This window comes from Cryptosporangium aurantiacum, assembly GCF_900143005.1.
GTDB classification, from domain to species: domain Bacteria; phylum Actinomycetota; class Actinomycetes; order Mycobacteriales; family Cryptosporangiaceae; genus Cryptosporangium; species Cryptosporangium aurantiacum.
The window spans coordinates 181,050-206,848 of record NZ_FRCS01000009.1 but is presented as its reverse complement, the minus strand read 5'-3'; the positions used below and the strand labels follow the sequence as shown (position 1 = coordinate 206,848).

Annotated in this window: 22 protein-coding genes; 11 read left to right on the top strand and 11 right to left on the bottom strand. The window is 73.1% G+C overall.

The features are described from left to right. Positions 1–182 precede the first annotated feature (182 nt). The 4 genes from BUB75_RS27840 (at position 183) to BUB75_RS27825 (ending at position 3,534) form a co-directional block, all read left to right on the top strand. Positions 183–560, top strand: a complete 378-nt coding sequence (locus BUB75_RS27840; protein ID WP_143175437.1) for a hypothetical protein — start codon at positions 183–185, stop codon at positions 558–560. A gap of 134 nt (positions 561–694) precedes the next feature. Next, positions 695–1,453: an alpha/beta fold hydrolase gene (locus BUB75_RS27835; protein WP_178379994.1), complete on the top strand. Its 759-nt coding sequence runs from the start codon at positions 695–697 to the stop codon at positions 1,451–1,453. 47 nt (positions 1,454–1,500) lie between these two features. After that, positions 1,501–2,736, top strand: coding sequence for a GNAT family N-acetyltransferase (locus BUB75_RS27830; RefSeq protein WP_073260797.1), 1,236 nt, complete (start codon positions 1,501–1,503; stop codon positions 2,734–2,736). A gap of 147 nt (positions 2,737–2,883) precedes the next feature. Continuing rightward, complete coding sequence (locus BUB75_RS27825; protein WP_073260796.1) at positions 2,884–3,534, top strand: LysE family translocator; 651 nt, start codon at positions 2,884–2,886, stop codon at positions 3,532–3,534. Positions 3,535–3,572: 38 nt separating this feature from the next. On the opposite strand, the gene BUB75_RS27820 is transcribed toward BUB75_RS27825, so the two are convergent. Both BUB75_RS27820 and BUB75_RS27815 read right to left on the bottom strand, forming a co-directional pair. Further along, positions 3,573–4,769, bottom strand: a complete 1,197-nt coding sequence (locus BUB75_RS27820) for an HDOD domain-containing protein (protein WP_073260795.1) — start codon at positions 4,767–4,769, stop codon at positions 3,573–3,575. A 4-nt stretch (positions 4,770–4,773) separates the two neighbouring features. Next, positions 4,774–6,507, bottom strand: a complete 1,734-nt coding sequence (locus BUB75_RS27815) for a PAS domain-containing sensor histidine kinase (RefSeq protein WP_073260794.1) — start codon at positions 6,505–6,507, stop codon at positions 4,774–4,776. Positions 6,508–6,636: 129 nt separating this feature from the next. On the opposite strand from BUB75_RS27815, the gene BUB75_RS27810 reads away from it, so the two are divergent. Then, complete coding sequence (locus BUB75_RS27810; protein ID WP_073260793.1) at positions 6,637–7,755, top strand: HD domain-containing phosphohydrolase; 1,119 nt, start codon at positions 6,637–6,639, stop codon at positions 7,753–7,755. 55 nt (positions 7,756–7,810) lie between these two features. Here BUB75_RS27810 and BUB75_RS27805 read toward each other — a convergent pair whose 3' ends face one another. Together BUB75_RS27805 and BUB75_RS27800 are read right to left on the bottom strand one after the other, a co-directional pair. Continuing rightward, a complete protein-coding gene (locus tag BUB75_RS27805; RefSeq protein ID WP_073260792.1) occupies positions 7,811–8,797 on the bottom strand; it encodes a malate dehydrogenase in 987 nt (328 codons plus the stop codon). A 136-nt stretch (positions 8,798–8,933) separates the two neighbouring features. After that, entirely contained in the window at positions 8,934–9,323 is a 390-nt protein-coding gene (locus tag BUB75_RS27800) for an ankyrin repeat domain-containing protein (protein ID WP_073260791.1), read from the bottom strand. Positions 9,324–9,470: 147 nt separating this feature from the next. On the opposite strand from BUB75_RS27800, the gene BUB75_RS27795 reads away from it, so the two are divergent. From BUB75_RS27795 to BUB75_RS27785, 3 genes are all read left to right on the top strand, one after another. Continuing rightward, complete coding sequence (locus BUB75_RS27795) at positions 9,471–11,609, top strand: AfsR/SARP family transcriptional regulator (protein WP_073260790.1); 2,139 nt, start codon at positions 9,471–9,473, stop codon at positions 11,607–11,609. A gap of 4 nt (positions 11,610–11,613) precedes the next feature. After that, positions 11,614–12,576, top strand: a complete 963-nt coding sequence (locus tag BUB75_RS27790) for a pentapeptide repeat-containing protein (RefSeq protein WP_073260789.1) — start codon at positions 11,614–11,616, stop codon at positions 12,574–12,576. A gap of 115 nt (positions 12,577–12,691) precedes the next feature. Then, complete coding sequence (locus BUB75_RS27785) at positions 12,692–13,165, top strand: hypothetical protein (protein ID WP_143175436.1); 474 nt, start codon at positions 12,692–12,694, stop codon at positions 13,163–13,165. On the opposite strand, the gene BUB75_RS27780 is transcribed toward BUB75_RS27785, so the two are convergent. The 4 genes from BUB75_RS27780 to BUB75_RS27765 all read right to left on the bottom strand — a co-directional run bounded on the left by BUB75_RS27780 (position 13,144) and on the right by BUB75_RS27765 (position 16,580). After that, positions 13,144–14,304, bottom strand: a complete 1,161-nt coding sequence (locus BUB75_RS27780) for a response regulator (protein WP_073260787.1) — start codon at positions 14,302–14,304, stop codon at positions 13,144–13,146. The two genes, BUB75_RS27785 and BUB75_RS27780, sit on opposite strands and share 22 nt — an antisense overlap. A 108-nt stretch (positions 14,305–14,412) precedes the next feature. After that, complete coding sequence (locus BUB75_RS27775) at positions 14,413–15,024, bottom strand: hypothetical protein (RefSeq protein ID WP_073260786.1); 612 nt, start codon at positions 15,022–15,024, stop codon at positions 14,413–14,415. A gap of 43 nt (positions 15,025–15,067) precedes the next feature. Continuing rightward, complete coding sequence (locus BUB75_RS27770; RefSeq protein ID WP_073260785.1) at positions 15,068–15,982, bottom strand: GlxA family transcriptional regulator; 915 nt, start codon at positions 15,980–15,982, stop codon at positions 15,068–15,070. A gap of 7 nt (positions 15,983–15,989) precedes the next feature. Then, a complete protein-coding gene (locus tag BUB75_RS27765; protein ID WP_073260784.1) occupies positions 15,990–16,580 on the bottom strand; it encodes a cysteine hydrolase family protein in 591 nt (196 codons plus the stop codon). Between the two features lie 214 nt (positions 16,581–16,794). On the opposite strand from BUB75_RS27765, the gene BUB75_RS27760 reads away from it, so the two are divergent. Further along, the gene (locus BUB75_RS27760) at positions 16,795–19,179 is read left to right on the top strand and encodes a HelD family protein (protein WP_245806317.1); all 2,385 of its coding nucleotides are present in this window, start codon (positions 16,795–16,797) and stop codon (positions 19,177–19,179) included. On the opposite strand, the gene BUB75_RS27755 is transcribed toward BUB75_RS27760, so the two are convergent. Together BUB75_RS27755 and BUB75_RS27750 are read right to left on the bottom strand one after the other, a co-directional pair. After that, positions 19,169–20,122, bottom strand: a complete 954-nt coding sequence (locus tag BUB75_RS27755) for a quinone oxidoreductase family protein (protein WP_073260783.1) — start codon at positions 20,120–20,122, stop codon at positions 19,169–19,171. The two genes, BUB75_RS27760 and BUB75_RS27755, sit on opposite strands and share 11 nt — an antisense overlap. 10 nt (positions 20,123–20,132) lie before the next feature. Further along, on the bottom strand, positions 20,133–20,414 hold the full coding sequence (locus BUB75_RS27750) for a GlsB/YeaQ/YmgE family stress response membrane protein (protein WP_073260782.1): 282 nt from the start codon (positions 20,412–20,414) through the stop codon (positions 20,133–20,135). A 132-nt stretch (positions 20,415–20,546) separates the two neighbouring features. Between BUB75_RS27750 and BUB75_RS27745 the strand changes: the two genes are divergently transcribed. After that, positions 20,547–21,584 (top strand): zinc-binding dehydrogenase, encoded by a 1,038-nt coding sequence (locus BUB75_RS27745; protein ID WP_073260781.1) that lies wholly within the window; start codon positions 20,547–20,549, stop codon positions 21,582–21,584. Between the two features lie 21 nt (positions 21,585–21,605). Here BUB75_RS27745 and BUB75_RS27740 read toward each other — a convergent pair whose 3' ends face one another. Continuing rightward, on the bottom strand, positions 21,606–22,556 hold the full coding sequence (locus BUB75_RS27740; RefSeq protein ID WP_084741807.1) for a lipocalin-like domain-containing protein: 951 nt from the start codon (positions 22,554–22,556) through the stop codon (positions 21,606–21,608). Positions 22,557–22,675: 119 nt separating this feature from the next. On the opposite strand from BUB75_RS27740, the gene BUB75_RS27735 reads away from it, so the two are divergent. Next, complete coding sequence (locus BUB75_RS27735; RefSeq protein ID WP_073260779.1) at positions 22,676–25,774, top strand: winged helix-turn-helix domain-containing protein; 3,099 nt, start codon at positions 22,676–22,678, stop codon at positions 25,772–25,774. Positions 25,775–25,799 lie beyond the last annotated feature (25 nt).

The following is a 25,799-nucleotide window of genomic DNA, read 5'->3' as shown; positions in this document are numbered from 1 at the left end:
CACTGTGGAGACGAACATCCGGTAACTGATTGGCTGAAAGTGCGGGAACCGGCCTCCCCCGTACGGGCATTACTCGGGCGTGGCGCGCGCCGCGCCGCGAATCCACGGAACCTTTTCTCACAAAACTCACATCTACCGTGCTTGTGTACTCCCTGCCCGAAACATCTTGAGGAGGGACATACATGGCATCTAAGACTGCACGTGGAGCCGCCCTGGCGCTGGCGGGCCTCGCCGTCGCCGGGGGCGTGGCAGGCATGGCCGGCACCGCCCAGGCGGCCACCCCGGCAGGTCACGCCGGCACGGTCAGCGCGAACGGCTGGGGCTGGAACGGCGACGACGACCAGGTCGTCGGCGTCTTCCGCAGCTACCGGCAGTGCAACTGGGCCGGTCGCGTCGGGGAGTACCGGGGCTTCTGGGAGGACTACGACTGCGACTTCGTCCGCACCGGCTACCGGGGCTCCTGGCGCAGCCAGTGGGGTTCGCCGTTCCACCGCTCCTGGGAGAGCGGCGGCTGGCACTACCGCGGCGTCTGGGTCCTGCGCGCCGAGCGCTGCGACTGACCGCCTGAGAAACCCCAGGTCGGCGTAAACCCCTGCCGACCTTGCCCGCCGGCCCCATCGGATGCCCCCCAGCGTCCGGTGGGGCCGGTGCTCTCTGCGCCGCGCTCTGTGGGCGGCAGGGCATGCTGGAGTGCATGAGCTACGCGACCGTCGCCGGCCTCCGCACCTACTACGAGACGCACGGCACCGGGGATCCGGTCCTCCTGCTGCACGGCGGCCTGGCCACCGCCGACAGCTGGGCACCGCAGATCGCCGCGCTGTCCGAGCAGTACCAGGTAATCGTGCCCGAGCGACGCGGCCACGGCCGCACCGGCGACGTCGACGGCCGGTACACCTACCGGCTGATGGCCGCCGACACGATCGGGTTCGCCGAGACCCTCGGCCTGGCCTCCGCGCACGTGGTCGGGTGGAGCGACGGCGCGCTGGTCGGCGCCTACGTCGCGCTGGACCGGCCGGACCTGGTGGAGAAGCTGGTCCTCATCGGCCAGTACCTCGACCCGTCCGGCGCGCGCCCGGAACTCGCGTCGATGCTGGACGACGGAGACTTCGGGGAGTTCGCCCGCCCGGGTTACGACCGGCTCTCCCCGGACGGTCCGGAACACTTCGACGTCGTCCTGGCCAAGATCCTGCGGATGTGGCGCGAAGACCCCGGGCCCGGCCTGAGCGCGCTGCCCGGGATCACCGCGCCGACGCTGGTCATGCAGGGCGACGACGACTTCGTCACGGTCGAGCACAGCGCCGCAGTGGCCCGGGCGCTGCCGGAGGCCCAGCTGGCGGTCGTGCCCGGCACCTCCCATGGGCTGCCGATGGAGAAACCCGCGCTGGTCAACCAGCTGCTGCTGGACTTCCTCGGCGGCGAACACCCGACGAAGCTCGCTCCGCTCACCCCGTGAGCGACGAGCAGCACCGCCCGCCGTTACCGGACTGTACAACTGGTGAGGTGACGGACCCTTACCCGATACGGACGATCCACCCGGACGAGCTCACCGCGTGGCTGCGCATGGTCGCCGACACCTGGGGCCAGGACTACTCCGACCAGGACGTCGAGGACCTCCGCGCCCTGATCGGCCCCGACCTCGACCGGATGCTCGGGGCGTTCGACGGGGACCAGCCGGTCGGCGCCACCGGCTACCACCGGCGGCTCCTGACCCTTCCCGGCGGCCGCCCCACCCCGATCGCCGCCGTCAACTGGGTCGGCGTGAGCCCCACCCACCGCCGCCGCGGGCTGCTCACCGCGCTGACCCGGCGGCAGCTCACCGAACTGCACGAGAGCGGTGCCGAGCCGATCGCCGTGCTCACCGCGTCCGAGGCCGCGATCTACGGGCGCTTCGGGTACGGCATCGCCGGCACCCGGCTGCGGCTGACCGTCGACAGCCGCAACGCCGCGTTCACCCCGGCCGCCGGGGGAGCACCGGCCGGGGGAGCCCTCGGCGCGGTCCGGCGGGTGCCGGTCGCCGACGCCCGGCCGCTGATCACCCCGGTCTACGAGGCCGTCCGCACCACCACAGTCGGGTGGCTCGACCGCCCGGACCGGTTCTGGCACACCCGCTTCGACGACCCTGAACACCAGCGCGACGGCGCCACCGCACTCCGCGTCGTCGTCCACGGCGCACCCGACGGGTACGCGATCTACCGGCTGGGACACCAGAAAGTCCACCTCGTCGAGCTGGCCGCCACCACCCCGGCCTCCCACGCGGCCCTCTGGCGTTACCTGCTCGACCTCGACCTGCACCCGGCCGTCGAGTGCGACGCCGCGCCCGACGAACCGCTGCTGCACCTGCTGCTCGACCACGGCGCCGCCGCGGCCACCGTCCACGACCAGCTCCACGTGCGGCTCGTCGACCTCGGCCGCGCACTGCGGGCCCGCGCCTACTCCGCCCCGGTCGACGTCGTCCTCGAGGTCACCGACCGGTTCTGCCCATGGAACAGCGGCCGCCACCACCTCGCCGCCGACCCCGGCGGCGTCTCCTGCGAACCGACCGGCGCACCCGCCGACCTGCGGCTGTCCGCGGCCGAGCTCGGCGCGGTGTACCTCGGCGGCACGAGCCTCGCCGCGCTGGCCGCGGCCGGACGGGTCGAGGAACTGCGGCCCGGTGCGGTGGCGCGAGCCGCGGCGGCGTTCCGCGGGGAACGGGAGCCGTTCTACCCGGGCGGCGAAGTCTTCCCCGTGTACTGAGTGGCCGCGGGGGGTGGCCGCGGGGGGTGGCCGCGCTGACCCCGTCGGGTTCATCGAGTCCACTACCGGGCGAAATGGACTGGCGATCGCCGCGCCCGCTCCGGTTGGCTGACGGGGGAGAACCGCACCACCGCACCAGGAGGCCCCGTGATCACCACCGGCGCGCTACTCGGCATCGCCGCCGTCGCCCTCGGGCTCGTCCTGACCCCCGGCCCGAACATGATCTACCTGGTCTCCCGCACCCTCACCCAGGGCCGCCGCGCCGGACTGGTCTCACTCACCGGCGTCGCGGCCGGATTCCTCGTCTACCTCACCGCGGCCACCGCCGGGCTCGTCGCGATCTTCACCGTCGTCCCCGCGCTCTACACCGCGATCAAACTCGCCGGCGCCGCCTACCTGCTCTACCTCGCCTGGCAGACCCTGCGCCCCGGCGGCGCCAACGTGTTCGACCCCGCGCCGCTGCCACCCGACCCCGCCCGCCGGCTGTTCACGATGGGACTGGTCACCAACCTGCTCAACCCCAAGATCGCGATCCTCTACATCTCGCTGCTGCCGCAGTTCGTCGACCCGGCACTCGGCCACGTCGCGCTGCAGAGCCTCACGCTGGGCAGCGTCCAGATCGCCGTCGCACTCACCGTCAACGCGCTGATCGTCGTCTCCGCCGGCGCGATCGCCACGTTCCTCGGCGCCCGCCCGACCTGGCTGAAGATCCAGCGGTACCTGATGGGCACCGTGCTCGCGGGGCTCGCGGTCAAGCTCGCCACCGAACGCTCGAAAGCCGTCGCCGTGGCCGCCTGAGGGAGACCCTCCCGAACCCCTACTTTACATAATGCACATTATCGGGGAACCGGAACGGGGGGCCAGACCACGGTCGCCAGGTCCTCCTTGAGGTCCGCGCACCACTCGTCCCAGCGCGCCAGCCGCACTTCCGTCAGGTACGTCCCGGGCACCACCTCGGTCGCCGGGTAGCCCGCCCGCATCCGCGCGTACGCCAGCGTGTGCGCCGCCGGGGTGGCCACCGGATCGCCCGGCCGCACCGGCTGCTCCAGCACCGTGTGGACGATCGGCTCGGCGAACCCCCACAAGCCCAGCAGGTACGCGCTGGCCTGCGTCGAGGTGCAGCCGAACACCTGCACCTCCGCCTCGGCCTGCGCCCACGGATCCCGGCACCCCGCACGGACCACGTCCCAGCCCCGCGGGTTCGCCCCCACCTGCACCAACAACCCGACACTGTGCAACAAACCGGACAGGAATGCGGCGCTGACGCCGTTGCGGTCCGCACCCTCACCCGCCGCGATCTTCCGGCACATCGCCGCCACCACCATGCTGTAGTGCGCCAACGCGTCCAGATCGAAGCTCTCCGGCGTCGGCACGTCCGACCGCAACGCCGAACTGGCCAGCGCCAGCGCCTGAATCGCGTCGAACCCCAGCAGCACCACCGCACCCGCGAGCGTGTCCACCGGGTGCGGCGAACAGAACACCCCGGAGTTCACCAGCTTGAGCACCTCGGTGGCCGTCGCGATGTCGTGCTCGATGATCTGGACCAGATCCGCCACGTCGCAGTCCGGCCGCGCGGCCATCTCCACGATCTGCGTGTACACCGCGGGTGGCCGCGGCAAGGAATGCACCGACCCCAGAAACGCCTGGATCTGCCCCTCGGTGACGGCCTGCCGCACCGCCACCACCTGCTCGATCGCCGCCACCAGATCCTCCGGGCGGCACGGCTTGAGCAGGAACCGCTGGGTCAGCCCGAGCGCGGCGATCACCGACTCCCGATCGGTCTGCCCGGTCAGGATGATCCGCGCCGTGGACGGGTGCCGCTCCCGCACCGCGGCCATCACCTGGACCCCGTCCATCCCCGGCATCCGCATGTCGCACACCAGGACGTCGACCGGCTGCTCGGCCATCAGCGCCAGCCCCTCCGCGCCCGAGTTGGCGAACTGCATGTCCCACTCACCGCGCTGGGTGCGCAGCATCCGCCGCAGCCCCGACAGGATGTTCGGCTCGTCGTCGATGAACATCACCCGCAGCACGCGCTCACCACCCCGCCATCGGATCCGGCCCCGGATCCGGCTGATCCACCGTCCCCGGCAGGATCAGCCGGAACGTCGTCCCCTCGCCGACCACCGAGTCGACCTCGATCGACCCGCCGTGCTTGCCCACCACACAGCTGTGCGCCATCGCCAGCCCTTGCCCGGTGCCCTTCCCGACTTCCTTCGTGGTGAAGAACGGGTCGAAGATCCGCATCCGCGTCGCCTCGTCCATCCCGGTGCCGGTATCGCTCACCGCGATCTGGACCGAATCACCGACCCGCCGGGTACTGATCCCGATCCGCCCCTGCTCCTGCTCCCCGCGGCGCGCCTGCTGCTCGGCGATCGCGTGCGCGGCGTTGACGATCAGGTTCAGCACCACCTGTTTGAGCTCTCCCTCGTAACAGGGCACCAGACCCACCGCCGGATCCAGCTCCATCTCCATGTGGGCCACGTATTTCCACTCGTTGCGCGACACCTGCACGGTCGACTCCACCGCCCGGTTGAGATCGGTGTCGGTGCGGCCCTGCCCCGGGTGGGAGAACTCCTTCATCGCCCGGACGATCTCCGCGACCCGGCCCACCCCTTCCAGGGTCTGCTCGAGCGCGCTGGGGATCTCGGTGCCGAGGAAGTCCAGGTCCAGCCCGTCCACCAGCAGTGACAGCCGGGCCCGCAGATCGTCCACCGACGGCGCCGGCGCGTCCCCGCGGGGATCCTGCTCGGCGCCGCGCGCCACGTTCGCGATCGACCGCAGCGCCTCCAGCACGTCGGTGAACGAGTCGGCCAGGAACAGCACGTTGTCCGAGACGTACTGCACCGGCGTGTTGATCTCGTGCGCCAGGCCCGCGGCCAGCTGGCCGATCGACTCCAGCCGGGTGGCCTGCGCCAGCTGGCGTTCCAGCGCGGTGATCCGGGTGACGTCGGCCCCGACCCCGATCACCCCGCCGGGGGTGCTCGCCTCCGCGTGCCGGGGCAGGACACTGAGCAGCAGCACCTGCGCCGGCCCGTCCGGGCTCGTCACGGTCACCGTCTGGTCGACCACCGGGGTACCGCTGTCGAGCACGTGCCCCTCGATCTGTGCGATCAGCAGCCCCAGCTCGTCCTGGTCCAGCTCCCCTTCCCGCTTGCCGACCAGGTCCTTCTCGCTTCCCAGGCCGCGCAGCCGCGCGTAGGGCTCGTTGCAGCCCAGGTAGCGGTGCTCGGTGTCCTTCCAGAACACCACGTGCGGGATCGTGGACAGCACGCTGGCCAGCAGCTCCCGCTCGGTGTGCAGCTCGTGGGCGACCGCCTCCGCGCGCTCGGCGATCCGCTGCGCCTCCTCGGCGCTGCGCCGCCGCTCGGTGATGTCCTCGGTGAGGATCACGAAGTACTCGCCGGTGTCGGACCCGGTACCCGGGCCCATCCGCAGGCTGACGCTGTAGGGGCGTCCGTCCCTGGTCTCGGTGTCGTACTCCAGGTCCAGGCGGCCCCCGGAGGCCACCTCGCGGCGCAGCCGCTCCACCTCGTCCGGGGGGAACGACGCGCGGGGTAGCAGCAGGTCGAGCGGATGCCGCCCGACCGCGTCGGCCGGGCTGACTCCGGTCGCCTGGCTGAACGCGGGGTTCATCCACTCGATCCGGCCCTCGGCGTCGGCGAGCGCCAGCCCCAGCGGAGAGCGCAGCGCGTTGGCGCCCAGACGCCGCATGGCCTCCGCCGAGGGCACCATCGGCGCCGCGTCGGCGGGTTGCCCCAGCTCGCCCATCGCCAGCCTCCCGTGCCCGGCGTCCGGCGGGTGTCCCAGCGGCGAACGCTTTCGCCTAAGATACGGCTAAAGTGGCGTAAAGGGAATTAACCGGACAAGGCTGGTAGACGAACCATGGCACGAATCCTCATGGTCGACGACGAACCACGCGTCCTCGACGGCGTCCGCCGCAACCTCGCCAGCCACTACACGATCGAAACCGCACTCTCCGGCGCCGATGGCATCGCCATCCTCGAACACAACCGCCACAGCACCGACCCCTTCGCAGTCATCGTCTCCGACATGATGATGCCGCAAATGAACGGCGCCCAATTCCTCGCCAAAGCCCACGAAATCACCCCCGACGCCGTCCTCATGATCCTCTCCGGCCAAGCCGACCTCCCCTCCACCATCGCCGCCGTCAACGAGAGCAGCCTCTTCCGCTTCATCGCCAAACCCTGCAGCCCCCACGGACTCCGCAGCTCCATCGACGACGCCCTCCGCCAATACCAACTCGTCCACGCCGAACGCGAACTCCTCCAGAAAACCCTCGCCGGCTCCGTCGACGTCCTCGCCCAACTCCTCTCCCTCGGCAACCCCGACGCCTACAGCCGCACCACCCGCACCAGCCGCATCACCGACACCGCCGCCCGCACCCTCCGCCTCGGCCACGTCTGGGAACTCCGCGCCGCCGCCAAACTCAGCCAAATCGGACTCGTCGCCATCCCACCCGACGTCGTCGAACGCGTCGAAACCGGCGCCAACCCCACCCCCGACGAAACCACCATGTACGCCACCCACCCCCAAGTCGCCCACGACCTACTCATCCGCATCCCCCGCATGGAACGCGTCGCCCGCTGGATCTCCCTCCAAAACTCCGACGGCGACCACCCCGCCGCCGACGACGAAGAAGCCCAATGCATCGACGTCCTCGCCGTCGCCACCAAATTCGTCGCCGCCCGCCAGAACGCCGAAGAACCCACCGCCACCGCCCGCCGACTCACCGGCACCTGCCGCCACCGACCCGACGTCATCCAAGCCGTACTCCACGCCGCCACCACCGTCGCCACCACCCAAGGCGAAATCCGCGAACTCACCGTCCGCGACCTCCGCCTCGGCCAGGTCTTCCAACACGACGTCCTCGCCACCACCGGCACCGTCCTCGTCCGCAAAGGCGACACCGTCACCGAAGCCGTCAAAATCCGCCTCACCAACTTCGCCACCAGCGTCGGCGTCAACGAACCCATCCGCGTCACCGACCCCCAATAACCCAAAGGGCGGCGACCCCCACCAGGGGACCGCCGCCCTTCCGGACGAACGAAACTCAGATCAAACCGAGCTGACGCACCGCGTCCCGCTCCTCGGCCAACTCCTGCACCGACGCGTCGATCCGCTCCCGCGAGAACGCATCGATCTCCAGACCCTGCACGATCTCGAACTTCCCACCCTTCGCCGTCACCGGGAACGACGAGATCAGACCCTCCGGCACACCGTACGAACCGTCCGACGGAATCGCCGCCGACGTCCAGTCACCCTCCGGCGTCCCGTTCACCCACGTGTACACGTGGTCGATCGCCGCGTTCGCCGCCGACGCCGCCGACGACGCCCCCCGCGCCTCGATGATCGCCGCACCCCGCTTGGCCACCGTCGGAATGAACTCGTCCTTCAACCAGGACGCGTCCACCTGCTCCGCCGCGATCTTCCCGTTGACCTCCGCGTGATACAGGTCCGGGTACTGCGTCGCCGAGTGATTACCCCAGATCGTCAGCTTCTTGATCGCCGACACCGGCACGTCCAGCTTCGACGCCAGCTGCGAGATCGCCCGGTTGTGGTCCAGACGCGTCATCGCCGTGAACCGCTCCGCCGGCACGTCCGGCGCGTGCGCCTGCGCGATCAACGCGTTCGTGTTCGCCGGGTTACCGACCACCAACACCTTGATGTCATCCGCCGCGACCGCGTTGATCGCCTCACCCTGCGGCTTGAAGATCCCGCCGTTGGCCTCCAGCAGATCCCCGCGCTCCATGCCCTTCGTCCGCGGCCGGGCACCCACCAGCAGCGCCACGTTCGCGCCGTCGAACGCCACCCGCGGATCGTCGGAGATGTCCACGCTCTGCAGCAGCGGGAAGGCGCAGTCCGCCAGCTCCATCGCGGTGCCCTCGGCCGCCTTCAGAGCGGGGGTGATCTCCAGCAGCCGCAGCTTGACCGGAACATCCGGCCCCAGCAGATGCCCGGACGCAATCCGGAACAACAGCGCGTAGCCGATCTGTCCCGCCGCACCGGTGACCGTGACCGTCACTGGTCCCTGCACCATCTCGCCTCCCACCGTCGTTGCTTACCGCCTGACGACGCTACCCCTGCCCCACTCCCGAGGGAGGGACCGGTCCCGTGGGTGTGACGTTTGCGTCTTTGGGTTGTGCGTTATGACGTATGGGCTTGTTACTACGTGGTCAGTTCTCCAGCAATCCCAGCATCTCCGGGATACCGAAGAACCGTGCCGTGTCCAGGGCGGACGGTCCACCCGCGTGCGGGTCCGCACCGGCCGCCAGCAACGCCTTCACGCTCGGCTCCGACCGCCGGAACACCGCAGCCGCCAGCGGCGTCTGACCACGGTCGTTGACCCGATTCGCGTCCGCACCCCGGGCCAGCAGCGCCGCGACGGTCTCCGGATGGTCGTAGTACGCCGCCAGCAACAGCAACGTGTCGCCCTTGCTGTTGGTCAGGTTCACCGGCAGACCCGCATCGACCTCGGCCGCCAGCTCCTCGGCATGCCCACCGCGCGCCAGGTCGAACATCCGATGCGCGAACGCCAGCGTCTCCGCGTCCAATTCCTCCGCCACGGAAGCCACCTTAGGCGGGCTCCCCCACCCGTCGTCAGCCTGCCCTTGTGGTGGTTGGGTGTGTGTTTGCGTATGGGCTTGTTATTACTGATCCAGGGTGCGGGTCGGCAGAATGGACCCGATCCGCCTTTCGACGACGGGAGGACGATGCGCCTCGGGCTGCTGGGCCCTCTGGAGCTGCGGGACGCCGAGGGCTTGCCGGTGCCGGTGACCGGCGCCCGGCGGCGCGCTCTGCTGGGCCGGTTGGCGCTGGATCCGGGGCGTGTGGTGACCACCGACCGGCTCGTCGACGACCTGTGGGGCACGCGGCCGCCGTCGGCGCCGGTCAGCGCGCTGCGGTCGGCGGTGTCGCGGCTGCGCCGCGATCTGGACCGCGCGGGCCCGCCGGGCCGGAAGGCGGTCGGTTCGCCTGGTGCAGGCTACCGGCTGGACCTCTCCCCCGCGTGCGTGGACCTGCACGAGTTCGAACGATTGACGACGTCCGGTTCGGCCGCGGTCCTTTCCGGGGACGCCGACCGCGGCGCGAAGCTGCTGCGGGACGCGCTGGGGCTCTGGCGCGGCCCGGTGCTGGCCGACGCCGGGGGCGCCCCGTTCGTCGCCGCCGTGGCCGCGCGCGCCGGGTCGCTGCGGCTCTCCGCAATCGAGGCCCGGGTGGACGCCGATCTGGCGCGGGGCGTGGACCCGGAGACGCTGGTGACCGAGCTGACCGCGGCCTGCGCGGAGTACCCGCTGCGGGAGGGGCTGGCGGCGCGGCTGATCCGGGCGCTGACCACGGCCGGGCGGCGGGCGGACGCGCTGGAGCGGTACGCGGCGGTGCGGCGGTTCCTCGTCGACCGGCTCGGGGTGGATCCGGGGCCGGAGGTGCAGGACGCGCACCTGGCCGCGCTGCGCGAGGACGCCCGGCCGCGGGTTTCGGCCCGCCGCGGCAACCTGCCCGCGGCGCTGACCGGCTTCGTCGGCCGAAGTGCTGAGCTGCGCCGGGTCGCGGAGCTGCTGGCCGGTGGCCGGTTGATCACGCTCACCGGCCCGGGTGGCGCCGGGAAGACCCGGCTGGCGCTGGAGGCCGCGGCGGTGGTCCCGGACGCGCCGGACGGCGTCTGGCTGGTGGAGCCGGCCGGGCACGGTTCGGGTGCCACCGTGGGCACGGTCGCTGAGGCGGTGCTGGCGACGCTGGCTCGCCCGACAGAGGCCCTCGAGGCGCCCACCGCCGAGGATCCGGTGACGCGGCTGGTGGAGCTGCTGGGCGGACGCCGGGCGCTGCTGGTCTTCGACAACGGCGAGCACGTCGTCGAGGCGCTGGCCGCGCTGGTGACGCGCCTGCTGGACGCCGCGCCGGGTGTGCGGGCGCTGGTGACCGGCCGGGAGCCGCTGGGGGTGGCCGGGGAGGCGCTGTGCCCGATCCCCCCGTTACCGCAGCCGCTGTCGGCCGCGGGGCTCGACGACGCCCGCGGTTACCCGTCGGTGCAGCTGTTCACGGCGCGGGCGTCGGCCGCGCAGCCGGGGTTCGCGCTGACCGGCACCACGGTCGGCGACGTGGTGCGGATCTGCCGGACGCTGGACGGGTTACCGCTGGCGATCGAGCTGGCCGCGGCATGGCTGCGGTCGCTGCGCCTGGGTGCGGTCGCGTCCCGGCTCGACGACCGGTTCGCGCTGCTCAGCCGCGGCAGCCGGCGCCGGGTCCCGCCGCACCGGACGCTGCGAGCGGTGCTGGACGGCAGCTGGGAACTGATGAGCCGCTCCCAGCGGACGCTGCTGCGGCGGCTGGCGGTCTTCGCCGGGGCCACGTCCCTGGAGGCGGTCGACGTCGTCTGCGGCACCGGCCTGCCGCCGGGTGAGCTGCCGGACCTGGTCGGTGACCTGGTCGACCGCTCGCTGCTGGTGCCGGCGGACGGGCCGGACGGGCGCCGGTACCGGCTGCCGGCGACCGTCCGCGCGTACGCCGCCGACCGCCTGGACGAGGCCGGTGAGCGAGAGCACGTCGCCGCCGCGCACACGACGTACCTGCTGACGGTCGCGGAACACACCGAACCGCTGCTGCGGACCGGGGAGCAGCGGACCGCGATCGCCCGGTTCCAGGCGTGGCATGCTGACCTGGACGCGGCGACCGCCCGCGCGGTGACCGCGGGCCAGACCGGGGCGGCGCGCCGGCTGGTCGCGGCGCGGCTGCGGTTCTGGTGGCTGACCGGGCAGCGCCCGGCGGCGGCCTACCGCGCGCTGCTGGGCCCCGCCGACGTCGGCCATACTGGCGCGCCGGAACCCGACTCGACGCATCGGAACGGATGCTGACCGAATGAGCGCACCCGCACCGGCCCTCCGGGTCATCCCGGCGGACCTCCGCCCGGACTGCGCGAACTGCTTCGCGCTGTGCTGCGTCGCGCTGCCGTTCGCCCGGTCCGCGGACTTCGCCGTCGACAAAACCGCGGGCACACCGTGCGCGAACCTGACCCCCGACCACCGCTGCGGCATCCACGGGCGGCTCCGGCCGTCCGGGTTCACCGGCTGCACGGTCTTCGACTGCCTCGGCGCCGGGCAACGCGTCTCCCAGCACACGTTCGGCGGTCGCTCCTGGCGGGACGCACCGGAGACCGCCGGGCCGATGTTCGCGGTCTTCGCGGTCCTGCGGCAGCTCCACGAGCTGCGGTGGTACCTGGAGGAGGCACTCGCGCTCCCGGCCGCCGCCCCGCTGCACCCCGAGCTGGCCGCGGCCGCCGAACGCGTCCGGACGCTCGCCGACGGCACGCCGGAGGAGCTGCTAGCCCTCGACGTCGACGCGCTCCGGGCCGCGGCCGTTCCGCTCCTCCGCGAGGCCAGCCGCCGCACCCGCGCCACCGCCGTCCCCGGCAACCGCCTCCCGCGCAACCGCCGGTCCGGCCGCGGCTCCGCCCCGAGCCCCGCGGCCAACCGCAACACCGCCGCCAACCGCAGCCCCGCCCCGAGCCGCCGCGCCGCCGCGACAGGCGCCGCCGGACCGGCCGGCGCGGAGCTCGCCGGCGCGGACCTGATCGGTGCCCGGCTGGCCGGGGCCGCCCTGCGCGGCGCCGACCTCCGCGGGGCCTACCTCATCGGCGCGGCCCTCCGCGGCGCGGACCTCCGGCAGGCCGACCTCCTCGGCGCCGACCTGCGGGACGCCGACCTGTCCGGCGCGAACCTCACCGGCGCGCTGTACCTGGTCCCGGCGCAGCTGGCCGCCGCCCGCGGCGACCGCACCACGCGCATCCCCGCACACCTGGACCGCCCCTCCCACTGGCACTGACCCGCGATCGCGGACCGGCGCGCGGCACGCCCACCGAACCACCCGACCGTCCTCATGGCCCGGGCGGCCGATAGACCATCCACCGACGCTCGACAACGCTGCCGGCACCGACCAGGTGACACCGCTGCTCCCCGGCAACCCTGCGTGCCTGACCCTGATCACCAGCCGCCGCCGACGCGGCGATCTACCCGGTGGGACCGCGTCGTTGCGCCCGGATCAACTCCCCGCCGACGATGCCCGGGACATGTTCGTCGTGGCGGCCGAACGCGCGATCGACGAGCCCTCCGCGGTCGAGGAACTGGTCGAACTCTGCGGACGGCTGCCGCTGGCGATCGCGATCATCGCCCGCGTCTACACCGAGCACCCCTCCTGGACCGTGGCCGACCTGATCGCCGAGACCCGCGACAGCGTGCTGCGCCTGTTCGCCGAGCAGAACAGCGTCGCTGCCGCGTTCGACGTGTCGGTGCGCTACCTGCCCGCGGCCCGCCGCCGTTTCCTCACCCTGCTCGGACTGCACCCCGGCACCAGCATCGATCCCTACGCCGCGGCAGCTCTGACCGGCCGCGATCACAGCGTGTCCTTGGGCTGAGTGACGCGCAGCGGCTCCACCACACCCACGTACGTCTTGAAGTTCTGTAGCCGCACCCGCACCGCGTCGGTGACCCGGTCGCCCTTCCGCACCAGGATCGCCCCGGTCGTCGCCTTCACGTCCCGGACGAACCGCATCCCGACCGCGAGCTGGTTGATCGTCACCGACTGCGCGTCCGGCGCCGCGTCCCGCTCCAGCGCGGTCTCCAGCACGGCCTGCACCACGTCGCGCCGGTACCGGCCGCCCGCGGCCAGCCGGGCCGCGCACTCCGGTGGCCACTCCCCGATGTCCTTGGCGGCCAGGAACTCGGCCGCGACCTGGAAGATCTGGCGCTGCAGCTCGACCCGCGAATCCGGGTCCGGGTCCGATCGCGGCGGCGGCGCGGTCGCGTCCACGGTCTGACCGCCGACCCAGGCGGCCACCCGCTCCAGCTTCGGGACGCCGGCCAGCAGGTCACGGGCCACTGACGGGTGCGCCCGGTACATCGCCTTCTCCCCCGCGCTGCCCTCGATACCGCCCTCGACCCGCTGCAGCACGTCCGGCGGGATCGACACCAGTCCGAGCTGGCTGAGCCGCGCCGCCATCCGCAGCTCCCAGCTGTTGCTCTGGCCCATCCGGCGGGCCGCGCCGCCGACCAGCTCGGTGATCGTGGTGATCCGGGCCCCGGTCTCCGGGCTGGCCATCGCGAGGGCCTGGGCGAGTACCTTCACCGACCCGGCGAGCGTCTTCTCCAGCAGGTCGCCCTCGGACTTCGACCGCCGGTAGTGCACCAGCGCGGCGTCGATCGCCGCCTGCAGGTCGCGCGGGCTGCAGGGTTTGGGGATGAACCGGAACAGCCGGCCGGTGTTGACCGCGGAGATCGTCGAGCGCAGGTCGGCCTTGCCCGACAGCACCATCAGGACGGCGTCCGGCGCGATCACGGCGGCCCGGCCGAGGAATTCGGCGCCGTCCATCTCCGGCATCATCATGTCCGAGACGACCACCGCGAACGGGTTCGAACTGCCGCGGCTGTGGTCGAGCTTCTTCAGCCCCTCGGCACCGGACAGCACGGCTTCGACCGTGTAACGGCTCGCCAGCTGGCGGCGGAGGCCGTCGAGCACACCGGGCTCGTCGTCCACCAACAGGATCCGCTGCCCCACCGCAGCCCCCAGGGATATGAGCGGAATGTCAGGTATGCGCCACTGTAGCGATTCCTCGGGGGCGGAGAGACAGGGGCGTCTGGGCTTGTTATTACGAGTCCGCGAACATCACTGCGGCAGCTCCGAGGACTCCAGGCCGGCCACGACCGGCGCCAGCAGGCGGTCCATCGCCCGCACCAGGACGCCTACCGCACGGTCGGCGTCCTCCTCGAACCCCTCGACCGGGCCTTCCGGCGCGTCCGGCAGCCCGGCCAGCGGCAGCGGCGCCTCGACCAGCACCGAAGCCCTGAGGAACGGGCCGCGGGCCAGGTCGTGGTCGGTCGGGGCGACGAACTGCCCGAACGTATTCGCCCAGCCCCGCCACGCGCCGTCCGCGGGTTCGCGCACCTGGTCGTCGCCGAACGGGCTGGTCGGCGGCGTGCCCGACGGAACCGGCGGCAGCGCGCCGAGGTTCACCGGCGAGGGTGCGACGAGCTGGACCCGCGCGACGAGCGTCCCGTCCCAGCTGTTGCGCACGGCCTCGGCCGAGAGCACACGCCGGTGCCAGCGCACGTACGCGGCGCTGCGGGCGAACGGCGGGGTGGCGATCCGCCAGGCGACCGCGGCGAACTCGGAGGGCGCGATGTCACCCCAGGCGTCGGTGAACAGGTCGGAGTTGAACCGGACGAGTTGTGCGTAGCCTTCACGGGTTCCGCGGTCCGTTCGGAACACGGTGGTCATCCGCGCCTCTCCCCCAACAGGTCACCCAACGGCACCACACAGCCTATGCCGGTTCGCGTACGGGCGACGACCGCCCGCGGAGGCGCCGCAGCATCCGGGCGTCGCCGAATCCGACGGTCCTGGCGGCGGCCTCGACGGTGCTGCCCTGCCCGATCAGGTGCTCGGCCCGCTCGATCCGGAGCAGCTGCTGGTAGCGCAGCGGCGTCATCCCGGTGGCCCGGTCGAAGAGGCGGGTCAGCGTGCGTTCGCTCACGCCGCCGGCGTCGGCGAGTTCGCGCAGCGGCAACGGGTCGGCGAACCGGGCGTCGATCAGGTCCTGCACGCGGTGGACGACGTCGTGCAGGTGCGCGCGGTGCCGCAGCACGGCACTGACCTGCGATTCTTCTCCGTTGCGCCGGGCGTAGACGACCATTTCCCGAGCGACTCGGGCGGCGACCGCGGGGCCGTGCCAGGTCGCGACCAGCGACAGCGCGAGGTCGATGCCGCTGGCGATGCCCGCCGACGTCACGACCCGGTCGTCGACGACGTACAGCACGTCGGGCACCACCGTGGCGCGCGGGTACCGGGCGCCGAGTTCGCGCTGGATGCCGTGGTGGGTGGTGAAGCGCCGCCCGTCGAGCAGCCCGGCGCGTCCGAGGGCGTCCGCTCCGGCGCAGACGCTGGCCACGGTGCCGCCCGCGGTGTGGTGGGCCCGCAGGCGGCCGAGCGTCGCGGGGCCGAGGGACGGCGGCTCGCCACGCCAGCCGGGGACCAGTACCAGGTCGTCGCGGCCCAGCTCCGGCCAGTCGCGGGCGGCCCGCAGCGGCACACCCTGGGCGCTGAGCACCTCGTCATGGTCGGCGACGTAACGCAGCGTGACCGGATGTCCGAGTTCGTCGAGCGTGGAGAACACCTGGGCCGGGCCCGCGAGGTCGAGCAGGTGCAGGCCCGGAACCAGAAGGAAGACGACCGTGCGCACGATCCGGTCAGTCTGCCACGCCGACCAGTTCGTCGGTGGTCCGGATCGTGGCGAATCGGCCGGCCAGCGCGTACTCGGTGCGGGCGAGGATCGCGTCGGTGCCGAGCGTGCGGGGGTCGGCGAGCACCGCGGCGACGTCCCGGTCCTCGGGGGCCGACCGGTGCGGGATCGGGAACGTCGCGGTCGCGTCGGTGACGAACGTGACGTCGTACCCGAGGTCGGCGGCGAGCCGCGCGGTGGTCTCGCAGCACTGCTCGGTCTGGATGCCGGTGATCGTCAGGTGCCGGATCCCCCGCGTGGTGAGTAGCTGCTGCAGGTTGGTCGTGGTGAACGCGTTCCGGGACGTCTTGGTCAGCTGCGGTTCGCCGGGCGCGGGCACCAGCGGCTCCTGGAACCGCACGTACCCGCTGTCGGGGTCGAACGGGGTGTTGCTGCCCGGCTCGGCGTGCAGCACCCAGACGACGAGCTCGCCGCGCCCGCGGGCGGCGTCGACGAGCCGGGCGACCTTCGCGGCCACCTCCGGGTCGGACACCGCGGCCCACAGCGGGTCCTGACGGAACGATTCCTGGACGTCGATGACGATCAGCGCGTTGGTCATGGGAGCCATCGTCGGCGCAGGAGAGGGTGGCCGGATAGTGCCGATCGCGCCCGGCACCGGAACGATCCGGTCACCGCCCCGGAGAGCGCCGGAAAGAGATGGCACGCCGCCGGGAACAACAAGACTGGTCTTCGGCGTTGGTGACGCGCACGCTTGTCCCGGCCCGACGCCACGCAAGACACACCAGACACACCGCCAGACGCAAGGGTGGATCTTGTCTCTCGCAGACCACGTGACCCCGCACGACGCCCCGAGCGACCGCGACCGCGAACAAGACCGGCTGACGCTGCTCTACGCCCGGTTGGACGCCCTCCGCGCCACGACCCGCGAACGGCTGGCCGAAGTGGCCGCCAGCCCCGGAGGCTCCCCGCAGGCCCGCACCGAACGCGACACCGCGTTCACCGAGTACACCGCACGGCTCGCACGGCTGGAAGCCGCCGAGAACGGCCTCTGTTTCGGCCGCCTGGACCTGCGTTCCGGCGACCGGCACTACATCGGCCGGGTGGGCCTGCCGGCCGAGGAGGCGGACGCCGACCCGCTGCTGATGGACTGGCGCGCCCCGGCCGCCCGCGCGTTCTACGTCGCCACCAGCGCCGCGCCGGAAGGCGTCCACCGCCGCAGGCACATCGTCACCAAGGGCAGGCGGGTGGTCTCGCTCGACGACGAGGTGCTCGACGGCGCACCCGACGCCGGACGCGAGCATCTCGCGGGCAACGCCGCGTTGCTGGCCGCGGTGAACACCGGCCGCACCGGCCGCATGCACGACATCGTCGCGACGCTCCAGGCCGAGCAGGACACGATCATCCGCAGCGACCAGAACGGTGTGCTGGTCGTCCAGGGCGGGCCGGGCACCGGCAAGACCGCGGTCGCGCTGCACCGCGCGGCGTACCTGCTGTACCACTCGGCGCGGATCGCGAGCCGCGGTGTGCTGGTCGTCGGCCCGAACGCGACGTTCCTCCGGTACATCGGTCAGGTGCTGCCCGGCCTCGGCGAGACCAGCGTGCTGCTCTCGACGGTCGGCGAGCTGTTCCCCGGCGTCGTCGCGGACCGGTCCGAGCCGCCGGCCGCCGCCGCGCTCAAGGGACAGCCGGTGCTGGCCGACGTGATCGCGGCCGCGGTCCGTGACCGGCAGGCCCCGCCCGGTGCGGCGTTCGACGTCCGGATCGGCGACGACGTCGTCACGCTCGAGCCGGGCTTCTGGACGGCGGCCGCCGACCGGGCCCGCGCCACCGGGCGGCCACACAACAAGGCCCGCCCGATTTTCGTCCGGCTGGTCGTTGACGAGGTCGCGCGGCAGCTGGCCGCGCAGGCCCAGGGGCTCGCCGACCGGCTCGAGGCGGAGACCGCCCAGCTGCTCGGCGACGTGGACCTGGACGCGGCGGCCCGCGGCGACCTCGCGCGGCTCGGGTTCGAGGAGTCACCGGAGAGCGACGTCGACCCGTACACCGAGACCGCGCTGGACCTGCGCGCGATCGCCGCGACCGACCCGGGCGTGGCCGCGGCGTGCGAGGCGCTGTGGCCGCAGCTGACCGCGCAGCGGCTGCTCGCCCAGTTGTTCGGAGACCCGGCCCGGCTGGCGTCGGCCGCCGACGGGCTGCTGACCGCCGACGAGCAGGCGCTGCTGTGCCGCCCGGCCGGGATCGGGGCGCCCACCGGCTGGACGGTGGCCGACGTGCCGCTGCTGGACGAGGCCGCCCAGCTGCTCGGCGAGGACGACCACGCGGCGAAGGCCCGCGCGGCGCAGGCGCGGGACGCGGAGATCGCGTACGCGCAGGGTGTGCTGGACGTGGCCGCCGGCTCGCGGACCGAGGACAAGGAGATTCTCACCGCCGGTGACCTGATCGACGCGCGGCGGCTCGCCGAGCGGAGCCGGGTCGCCGACCATCGCACGGTGGCCGAGCGCGCCGCCGTGGACCGGACCTGGACGTTCGGCCACGTGATCGTCGACGAGGCCCAGGAGCTCTCGCCGATGGCCTGGCGGCTGCTGATGCGCCGCTGCCCGACGCGCTCGATGACGCTGGTCGGCGACGTCGCGCAGACGTCCAGCCCGGGCGGGTTGAACGCCTGGGGCGAGGCGCTCGAGCCGTTCGTCGGTGATCGGTGGCGGCTGACCAGGCTGTCGGTGAACTACCGGACGCCGGCCGAGATCATGGCGATCACCGGGCCACTGCTGGCGACGCTGGACGCGGACGCCGAGCCGCCGTCGTCGGTGCGGGACTCCGGGGTGCCGCCGTGGCACGCGTCGGCGGCACTGACCGACGTCGCGGCACACGTCCGGGCCGAGCTGGCGGAGCTGGGCGAGCGGCGGCTGGCGGTGATCACGCCGGACGCCGTCGCGGCCGAGGTCGCGGCGGCGCTGCCGGAGGCGTCGGCCGGCCCGGATCCGGACCTGACGGCCCGGGTCGTGGTGCTCGGCGTCGGTCAGGCCAAGGGTCTGGAGTTCGACGTCGTCCTGGTGGTCGATCCGGCCGGGATGATCGACGCGTCGCCGCGCGGCGGCAGCGACCTGTACGTGGCGCTGACCAGGGCGACCCAGCGCCTCGGCGTGCTGCACCCGGGGCCGCTGCCGGACGTGCTGGCCCGCGGGTTCAGGTCGTGAGCACGACGCGGCCCTCGGCGGCGCCGGTGGCCTGCCGCTCCCAGGCCGCAGCGACGTCCTCGAGCGGCACGACCTCCCGCGCGATGTCCAGGCGACCGGCGTCCACCGCCTCGGCGATCGTGCGCACCGCGTCGGCCCGGTCGGCAGGCGTCAGCGCGTTGTTGGTGTAGCCGAGCACCCGCAGCGACCGGCTGCGGAGCGTCGCGGAGTCGAACGGGGCGGTAGCCCCGGCCGAGCTCCCGAGGTTGACCAGCCGGCCGCCCGGGCGCAGCGCGCGCAGCGCGGCGGCCGCGGGTGCCCCGAACAGGGCGTCGAGCACGAGGTCCGCGCCGTCCGGGCAGGCCCGCGCGAACCGGTCGGCCAGCGCGTCAACGTCGTCGGTGTCCAGCGGCACGACGACGTCGGCGCCGGCCGCGCGGGCCCGCCGTTGCGCGGCGGTCGACCGGGCACCGGCGACGACCTGCGCGGCGCCGGCCAGGCGGGCCAGTTGCACGGCAGCCTGGCCGACGACCCCGCCGGCGCCGAGGACCACGACCCGTTCCCCGGCGGTCAGCGCGCCGGTCCAGGTCAGCGCCGCGTACGCGGCGACCGCCGAGAGGCCGGCGGCCGCGATCGCCACCGGGTCCGCCCCGGGCGGCAGCTCCACCAAGTCCGACGCCGGGATCGCGACCATCTGCGCCATGCTGCCGTCGCCGGGCGCCATCCCGGCCGACGTGGGGAACCAGACGGTCCGTCCGCCGTAGCGGCCCACGCCCTGCACGCCGGGGACGTACGGCGTCGGAGGCGTGCCGAAGTACGACGTGCCGGACGCGCACAGCAGGTCCAGCGGCGTGATCGGCGCGGCGAGGACCTCGACCAGCACGCTGGTTCCGTCCGCCGGAGGTTCGGCGACGTCGCTGACGACCGGCGGGCGACCACAGGCGACGATCTGCGCGGCTCTCATGCGGTCCGTTCTACCGGTGGACGCTCCGGCGCCGCAGCAGCCACCCGGCGATCGGGAGCACGATCAGCGTGCCGATGATCGCGCTGAGGATCCCGCCCCAGTCGAAGATGTCGTCGTCGCCGATTCCCAGCCCGAGCGTGAAGATGACGTATCCGACGAGCGCACCGGCCAGGCCGAGGCCGATCGAGATCGCCCAGGACACCGGGCCGCTCATCGTGCGGAACGCGTCGCCGGGCATGAGCATCCGCGCGATGACGCCCGCGACGAACCCGAGTAGCAGAGCACCCAGCATGACGGACCTCCCCTTCAGACGCCGACGCCGATCAGCCTCGTCGCCTTCACCGTCGGCCGCCTCACCCGCGGCGGACGGTTGGATCCGGTTCTAATCTAGAATAAGGTTCTAATCGACGGAGGGAGGCGTCCGATGAAGGCCGCCCGCGCCACCGGTTCAGGAGTACTCGTCACCGACGTGCCCGACCCGACCCCCGGGGCCGGCCAGGTGCTCGCCGCCCCCGAGGCCGCCGGCATCTGCGGCTCCGACCTGCACCTGGTGCAGGCCTTCGAGGGCCTCGGCGACGCGGTGACGCCGATCGTGCTCGGCCACGAGTTCTGCGCGCGGATCGTCGACCTCGGCCCCGGCACCCCGGCGAACCTGAAGCCCGGCACCCGGGTCGTCTCGGTGCCCTACGCCGACGGGCCGGACCAGCCCGAGGGACTGGGCCTCTCCCCGGTGATGGGCGGCGCGTTCGCCGAGCTGATCGTGCTCCAGCACGCGCTCCTGCTGCCGGTCCCCGACGACCTGCCCAGCGAGTACGCCGCGCTCACCGAGCCGGTGGCGGTGGGCGTGCACGCGGTCGCCACCGCCGCGCCCGCCAAGGGCGACGTCGCGCTGGTGATCGGGTGCGGGCCGATCGGCCTGTCGGTGATCGCCGCGCTCAAGGCCGGCGGGCACGGGCCGGTGATCGCCGCCGACTTCGCCCCCGGCCGCCGCCGCACGGCCGAACGGCTCGGAGCAGATCTGGTGCTCGACCCGGCGGTCGACTCCCCGTACGGGCAGTGGGAGCAGTTCGGCGTCGTCCAGCAACCGCCCTCCCCGCTGCTGCCGCCCGATCTCGGACGCGCGGGCAATGTCGTCGCGTTCGAGTGCGTCGGCGTGCCCGGCGTCCTCGACGCGGTCATCAGCGGCGTTCCCCGGCACACCCGCGTGGTGGTGGTCGGCGTATGCATGACGCCCGACCAGATCAGCCCGGTCAACGCGATCCTCAAGGAGGTCACGCTGTCGTTCGTCTACGCCTACCGGCAGGCCGAGTTCGCGCGCACCCTGGATCTGCTGGCCACCGGCACGATCGACGGCTCGGCGTTCGTCACCGACCGGATCGGCCTCGACGAGATCCCCGGCGCGTTCCGGGCCCTGCACGAACCCGGTGACCAGGTGAAGGTCATCGCGGATCCGCAACGCTGAGCGGTACGTCCTCCGCCGGGCTCAGCGGTCGTAGGCGCCCCGCAGACCGATGAGATCGCTGACGCCGCGCCCGGCCAGCGGCACCGCACCGATCATCGACCCCTCGACCTCGAGCGCGCCGGTGAAGAAGTCCCGGCCGGGATCGTCCTGCACGGTCACCTGGCGGATCGCCAGCGACATCCCGACGCCCGGCAGCTCCAGGTCCCAGCCGAGCGGCACCTGGTTGCCGAGGTACGTCTCGTACGGGGGCTGAGCGGTCAGCGCGAACGGGGCGAGCGGGGTCGTGACGTGGGTGCCGTCCGGGCGGACGAGCGTGGCCCAGGCCAGGCCGTTCGACTCGTCGTCGACCGTGCGGTCCCAGACGCTGAGCGTGTCGCCGTTGTCCAGCCAGAGACCGAACCAGCAGAAGCGCGGCGACCCGAGGTTCGCCGTGGCCCACCACTGCCGGTCGTACCAGGCGGAGCCCGCGACGCTCATCGTCGTACCACCGAACCGGGCCTCGCCCCGGGCAGCCAGTCCACCGGAGGCGTACTGCTTCGTCGTCGTCTGCTCGCGCCACGGGAACTCCCCGGTGGCGCAGCTGAACAGCACCGGACGGGTCGGTTCCAGCGTCAGATCGAACCCGATGCCGTCGCCGAGGTCGGCGCTCAACCGATAGCCCGCCATCTGCGAGCCGCTGAAGTGAACACCGGCGGCGGCCACCTCGACCTCCCCCGCGCCGAGCGTCGCCTCGGCGAGCGGAACGAACTCCCGGCGCGCGCCGAGCTCGGTGCCCGACGCCCGGTCGCTGAGCACGGTGGTGACCATCAGGAGGTCCGATCCGACCGCGGTGACCATCGCGAAGGCGCTCAGGTGGCGTTCGTCGGACTCGAGTAACGCCGTCACCCACCACAGCTGAAGTCCCGCGTCGTCGAGAACTCCCTCGGACTTCGGCCACTCCACAGCGACGGGAATCACAGGCTGGGCTTCCATACGGCCACCCTGCCACAGTGGACGGAATGCGGCTCGCCGTCACGCCGGTACGAGCCCTCGACCGCCGCCCGGGCTGTTGGGTACGTTGGGTATTCGGCGCCGGATCGGAACGGGCGGGGATGCGGCAGATCCCCTTGGTGGCGGACGGGCTGCTACGGGGAACCACGATCTCCGGGGCGGCCGGCCTGGCCGTGGGCTCGCCCGCCTGGTTCACCTGGCTGGCCGACGACGCCGCCCGGTCGTTCTCGTTCCGCTCAGCGGCCGGTGCCTACACCGCGCGCAAAGAGCGCAGGCAGCGCGGCAGCGCCTACTGGGTCGCCTACCGAACCGCCGCCGGGCGCCAGCACAAGGTCTACCTGGGCAAGGCGGATCAGCTCACGCCCGAGCGCCTGGCCGAGGCGGCCGCCACGCTGGCCGCGCGCGTCACTCAAGCCGCGCCGGATCGGCCGGACCAGGGCGCCGGCGGCGTTCTGCTGCTGAGCACCAAGCTGTTCGTTCCTCGGCCCCGCCCCGATCTGGTGACCCGGCCCCGGCTGATCGATCACCTCAACGACGGGCTCGACGCGGCGCGCTGCTCGCTGCTGTCGGCACCGGCCGGTACCGGCAAGACCAGCCTGTTGGCCGCCTGGATCGCCCAGCTGGACCGCCCGGTCGCCTGGCTCTCCCTCGACGACCGCGACCAGGCGTTCGACCAGGTGCTCCGCTACCTCGTCGCCGCCTGCCGGACGATCGCGCCCGGCTGTGGGCGGCGCGCGTTGGCCTGGCTCGACGCCCCGCGGCCACCGCCGTCCGACGTCCTGATCAGCGCGTTGGTCAACGACCTGGCCGCACTGCCTGCGCCCAGCGTCCTCGTCCTCGACGACTACCACGTCGTGCGCGACCCGGCCGTGCACGACGCGGTCGAGTATCTGCTCGATCACCTGCCGCCGACGCTGCATCTGGTGATCGCCACCCGCGAGGACCCGCCGCTGCCCCTGCCGCGCCTGCGCGCCCGCCGTCACCTGGTCGAGGTGCGGGCGGCTGATCTGGGCTTCAGCATCGAGGAGGCGACCGAGTTCCTGGGGGCGGGCCTCGGGCTGCGCCTGCCCGAGGCCCAGGTCGCGGTGCTGGTCGAGCGCACGGAGGGCTGGGCAGCCGGGCTGCAACTGGCCGGGCTGGCCCTGCGCGACCGAGGAGACCCGGCGGCGTTCGTTGCCGCGTTCACCGGCGGGCACCGGCTGGTGGCCGACTACCTGCTGGCCGAGGTGCTGGAGCGCCGGCCGCCGCCGATCCGGCGCTTCCTGCTGGCCACCAGCGTGCTCGACCGGCTGTGCGGCCCGCTGTGCGACGCCCTGCTGGCCCCCGACGCCCTGCTGGCCCCCGACACCCTGCTGGCCCCCGACGCCGGGGACAGCGTTGGGGGCAGCCAGGGCGTGCTGGAGGAGCTGGAGCGAACGAACCTGTTCCTGGTCCCGCTCGACGACGAACGGGGGTGGTACCGCTATCACCACCTGTTCGCCGACGCGTTGCGGACCCGTCTGGCCCGGGAAGCCGGCCCCGAGGCAGCCGCCGCCCTCCACCGGCGGGCCGGCGCCTGGTTCGGCCGAGAAGGGCTGCTGCCCGAAGCGATCGGCCACGCGCTGGCCGGCGGCGCCGCCGAGGACGCGGCGACCTGGATCGAGGCGCTGACGCCCAGGCTGTTCGCGACCACGAGCATCCACCGGACGCTCGCGGGTTGGCTGGCGGCGCTCCCGGCGCCGGTCCTGCGCAGCCACCCGCTGCTCTGCCTGGCCCAGGCCTGGCTCCTGATCCACCGCGTCGAACTGGAATCGGCGGCCGCGTGGATCGACGCGGCGGCACGCGCTCTTCCCGCAGCCGGCGACGCACGCGGCGCGGTCGCTGCCACGCGCGCCTACCTGGCCACCGTCGTGCCGACGACTGCGCCTGACCAGGCCGTCGCCTGGGCGGAACGGGCGCTCGCCGACCTCCCGCCGGACGACGCGGCCTACCGCAGCATCGCCGGCATCAGCCTGGGGCAGGCCGCGCTCGCGATGGGCCGGCTCGACCGCGCCGAGCGCGCGTTCGCGGACATCGCCGCGGCCGACCGGGCGGCCGGCCTGGTTCAGGGCAGCCTGACGGCTTCCACCCAGCAGGCGAACGTCCAGCGGCTCCGCGGCGCCCGGCGGCAGGCACTGACCACCGGATGGGCGGCCCTGACCTGGGCCAGCGAGCACGCCGTACCCGCGACCGTCGGCCGGCTACGGACGGTTCTGGCCGAGCTGGTGATCGACGAGAACGATCTGACCGCCGCCGTGCCGTTGGCGACCGAAGGGCTGGCCGCGCTGAGCGAGTTCGGGAACGCGCCGCCACTGGTGCTTCTCGGCAGCCTTCCCCTGTTACGGCTGCGCCTGGCCCAGGGCGACGTGGCCGCGGCGGAGGGCGTGCTGGCCGAGCTCCGGCCGCAACTCGCGCAGGTGCCGTTCGCGATGGTGGCGCAGCTGCTGGAGGCAGCAGAGGCGCGGGTGCGCCTGGCCCGGGGCGACGGAGCCGCCGCTGTCGCCTGGGCCGCCGGCGTCGCCTGGACCGCTCCGGTGCAACCGGCGACAGTGGCGGACCTGCTCCGGTTCGGTGTTCCCGCCGTCGAGGCCGCGGCCGTCGTCCCGGCGCGGGTCCTGATCGCCCAGGGCCGGGTCACCGGCGAGGACGCCCTGCTGCAGCGGGCACAGCGGCACCTGGAGGTCGCGGGGCAGCTGGCAGACGAGCGAGGGCTGGGCTGGCTGCGGCTCCGCGTGTCCATCCTCCGGGCGCTGCTCGCCGACGCCCAGGGCGATCGTCGGCGGACGCTCGGGTCGCTTGCGGAGGCGGTTGCGCAGGCCGAGAGCGAGCACGTCATCCGGCCCTTCCTCGACGAAGGCGAGCCCCTGGCCGCGCTTCTGCGGGCGGCCGCGCGGGACTCGCAGGCACGCGTGTCGCCGGCCTTCCTCGGCACCCTGCTCGCCGCGTTCGCCGGCGGCTCGCCCGGTCCACACGGGACCGGGCTCATCGAGCCGTTGACCGAACGGGAGCTGGACGTGCTGCGCCTGCTCGCGGCGGGTCACTCCACCGCCGACCTCGCGGCGCAGCTGTTCGTGGAACAGAGCACGGTCAAGACTCACCTGATCCACCTGTACCGCAAGCTCGGTGTCCGCAGCCGCACTCAGGCGGCGGCCCGCGCCCGCGCGCTCGGGTTGCTGGACTGACCGTCGGGCGCAGGTTCCACCCCGC

Coding starts and splice junctions, on each gene's coding strand:
- BUB75_RS27840 (WP_143175437.1), top strand. CDS start 183: ATGGCATCTAAGACTGCACGTGGAGCCGCCCTGGCGCTGGCGGGCCTC.
- BUB75_RS27835 (WP_178379994.1), top strand. CDS start 695: ATGAGCTACGCGACCGTCGCCGGCCTCCGCACCTACTACGAGACGCAC.
- BUB75_RS27815 (WP_073260794.1), bottom strand. CDS start 6,507: ATGGGCGAGCTGGGGCAACCCGCCGACGCGGCGCCGATGGTGCCCTCG.
- BUB75_RS27810 (WP_073260793.1), top strand. CDS start 6,637: ATGGTCGACGACGAACCACGCGTCCTCGACGGCGTCCGCCGCAACCTC.
- BUB75_RS27805 (WP_073260792.1), bottom strand. CDS start 8,797: ATGGTGCAGGGACCAGTGACGGTCACGGTCACCGGTGCGGCGGGACAG.
- BUB75_RS27795 (WP_073260790.1), top strand. CDS start 9,471: ATGCGCCTCGGGCTGCTGGGCCCTCTGGAGCTGCGGGACGCCGAGGGC.
- BUB75_RS27790 (WP_073260789.1), top strand. CDS start 11,614: ATGAGCGCACCCGCACCGGCCCTCCGGGTCATCCCGGCGGACCTCCGC.
- BUB75_RS27775 (WP_073260786.1), bottom strand. CDS start 15,024: ATGACCACCGTGTTCCGAACGGACCGCGGAACCCGTGAAGGCTACGCA.
- BUB75_RS27765 (WP_073260784.1), bottom strand. CDS start 16,580: ATGACCAACGCGCTGATCGTCATCGACGTCCAGGAATCGTTCCGTCAG.
- BUB75_RS27755 (WP_073260783.1), bottom strand. CDS start 20,122: ATGAGAGCCGCGCAGATCGTCGCCTGTGGTCGCCCGCCGGTCGTCAGC.
- BUB75_RS27750 (WP_073260782.1), bottom strand. CDS start 20,414: ATGCTGGGTGCTCTGCTACTCGGGTTCGTCGCGGGCGTCATCGCGCGG.
- BUB75_RS27745 (WP_073260781.1), top strand. CDS start 20,547: ATGAAGGCCGCCCGCGCCACCGGTTCAGGAGTACTCGTCACCGACGTG.
- BUB75_RS27740 (WP_084741807.1), bottom strand. CDS start 22,556: ATGGAAGCCCAGCCTGTGATTCCCGTCGCTGTGGAGTGGCCGAAGTCC.
- BUB75_RS27735 (WP_073260779.1), top strand. CDS start 22,676: ATGCGGCAGATCCCCTTGGTGGCGGACGGGCTGCTACGGGGAACCACG.